4 protein-coding genes are annotated in these 2428 nt (G+C 47.8%); 3 read left to right on the top strand and 1 reads right to left on the bottom strand.

Going from position 1 to position 2428, the window contains the following annotated elements; genetic code table 11:
* A partial coding sequence (gene nfsB, locus CAG68_RS13695) for an oxygen-insensitive NAD(P)H nitroreductase (protein WP_161441269.1) occupies positions 1-646 on the top strand: 646 nt, incomplete at its 5' end.
* Between the two features lie 69 nt (positions 647-715).
* Positions 716-1006: a putative quinol monooxygenase gene (locus CAG68_RS13690; protein WP_005374925.1), complete on the top strand. Its 291-nt coding sequence runs from the start codon at positions 716-718 to the stop codon at positions 1004-1006.
* Here CAG68_RS13690 and CAG68_RS13685 read toward each other — a convergent pair.
* Complete coding sequence (locus tag CAG68_RS13685) at positions 1003-1926, bottom strand: LysR family transcriptional regulator (protein ID WP_053303892.1); 924 nt, start codon at positions 1924-1926, stop codon at positions 1003-1005. The genes CAG68_RS13690 and CAG68_RS13685 overlap by 4 nt on opposite strands.
* Positions 1927-2058: 132 nt before the next feature.
* Here CAG68_RS13685 and CAG68_RS13680 point away from each other — a divergent pair, with 132 nt between their 5' ends.
* On the top strand, positions 2059-2277 hold the full coding sequence (locus tag CAG68_RS13680) for a VF530 family DNA-binding protein (protein ID WP_005374929.1): 219 nt from the start codon (positions 2059-2061) through the stop codon (positions 2275-2277).
* The last annotated feature ends 151 nt before the right edge of the window (positions 2278-2428 follow it).

The following is a 2428-nucleotide window of genomic DNA, read 5'->3' as shown; positions in this document are numbered from 1 at the left end:
CGTACAAGCTGCAAAATCTCGTTACTCAACGAAAGTGTTTGACCCAACGCGCAAGCTACCTCAAGAAAAAATCGACGCAGTTAAAGAGCTGATTCGTTTTAGTCCATCGAGTGTGAACTCCCAGCCTTGGCATTTCATTCTGGCAAGCACAGAAGAAGGCAAACAGCGCATCGCTAAAGCGGCGCAAGAGAATTACGCGTTTAACGCGGCGAAGATTCTCAACGCATCTCACGTATTGGTGTTTTGTGCAAAAACAGGCATTGATAACGACTACATTGAAGCGCTAATGGCGCAAGAAGAAAAAGATGGCCGATTCCCAACCGAAGAAGCGAAAGCGGCTGTGCGCGGTGGTCGTAGCTACTTTGTGAACATGCACCGTTTTGATCTGAAAGATGCGAACCATTGGATGGAGAAACAAGTTTACCTTAACGTGGGTACGTTGCTGCTGGGTGCTTCGACGTTAGAAATCGATGCAGTGCCAATTGAAGGGTTTGATCCCAAAGTGCTGGATGAAGAATTTGGCTTGCGTGAAAAAGGTTACACCAGCGTTGTAATCGTGCCGCTTGGCTACCACGCGGAAGATGACTTCAACGCGAAAACGCCAAAGTCTCGCTGGGACGCAGAAACCGTATTCACCGAGATCTAATTCGAGCTTACTTGCAGGTGACGTAGAACCTTGTAATCAATATATAAATCGGAAAAGAGTGATAAAACGATGATCCACTTAGTCGCAGAAGTGAAAGCCTATCCAGACAGTAAGGATCAGGTGGTGAATTTGCTTGCTGGTTTACTAGAGCCAACTCGCAAAGAAGAAGGCTGTTGCCAATACGAGTTGTATCTCGACGAAAAAGTTGATGGCCTATTTATGTTCCAAGAAATCTGGGCATCGCAAGAGGCCTTGGATAAGCATTTGCAAAGCCCGCATATGGCGACGTTTCTTGAAACATTGGAAGAGAACGATTGGGTTGAATATACCCAGATTCGTCCTCTTCGATTTATCGCCTAATGACAGAAGGTTGCCAGCACGTTGGCGCGTTGCTGGCAGCATTTTTGTTGGATAAAGTCGCGGAAAGTCCGAATCGTTGGCGTCAATAATCGACGATCGGCACATACCATGTAGAGCGGCACTGGGCCGCAATCCCACTCTGGTAACACTCGCACCAATCTTCCCTCGATTAAGTCTCGGCTGATGTCCATCAATGATTTATTCGCAATGCCTTTGCCTTTGATCGCTAACCGGTGTGGCAAGTCACTATCGTTGCTCAACAAGTTACCGCTGACCACGATTTGTTCATTCTCGCTGCCACGCGTGAGCGTCCATTTGTTGTAGACCGAATCCGCGACCATGTAGCACAAGCAATTGTGTTGCGTTAAATCGGCAGGAGAGGTGAGTTCTGGATGTGTAGCTACGTACTCTGGCGATGCACATAATATCCGTTCGTTTGACCCACACAATGCCAATACGACCAGATTGGAGTCGGCCGGTTCGCCGTAGCGAATCGCAATATCGACAGGCTTGGTATACATATCCGTCAAGCTATCGGACAGCTCTAGTTTAATGGAAACATTTGGGTAGAGTTCGATGAACTCATCCACCCAATCGAGCAACATATTGCGACCAAAATCGGAGGGTGCAGTAATGTGCAGCTGACCAGACAACTCCCCGCGCGCACTTGAGATCTGATCCAACCCCTCTTGCAATGTTGCCAACGCTTGCGTGGTTTTGTCTAAAAACAGTTCGCCCTCTGAGGTTAAACGCAGGCTTCGGGTGGAACGCACAAACAACGGGAAACCGATTTGCCCTTCAAGACGCTTAATCGATGCGCTAATGGCGGCAGGTGTCATGTCCATGCTGTTAGCGGCTTTTGAAAAGCTGCCTTGGCGCGCGGTTTCGACAAAAATATTGAGGTCGTTGAGGGCTTTCATTGTGAAAAGGGCTTTTAAGAAGTTTGGGCTACTATAGGGGAGAGTCGTAGGCCAATTCAAGGTTAAAACATTAGGTTGCACGGCGAGTTTGAGTTAGATTAGCGCGCAACTTCACTTTACCGGATCAATAGCATGAGTCAACAGCAGCCGAATAACCCACTTCACGGGTTGAGTTTAGAGAAAATCGTCACCCGACTAGTTGAACACTTTGGTTGGAATGGCATGTATGAGCGCGTTCGTGTGAACTGTTTCAAGAAAGATCCTTCAATCAAATCGTCGCTGAAGTTCCTGCGTAAAACGCAATGGGCCAGAGATAAGGTGGAAGCGCTGTACATCGAGACATTCTGCTAACCGCTCTATGGTCTGCAGCAAGCGGCAAGCAGATTCTTAGTCTCGCTATGGCTCGCGATGTATGGACTCCCTCCCTCTGGAGGGAGCTAGAATTTATGGTGTCAAAGCCTAAATCTAAGGAGTCCATACATGAAAAAGTCTACTACTATCG

Origin of the sequence: Vibrio sp. V42_P2S4T144 (assembly GCF_009904715.1) — a bacterium.
In the GTDB taxonomy this organism is placed as follows: Bacteria; Pseudomonadota; Gammaproteobacteria; order Enterobacterales; family Vibrionaceae; genus Vibrio; species Vibrio alginolyticus.
The sequence above is the reverse complement of the archived record's forward strand: the minus strand, read 5'-3'. Positions and strand labels throughout refer to the sequence as shown.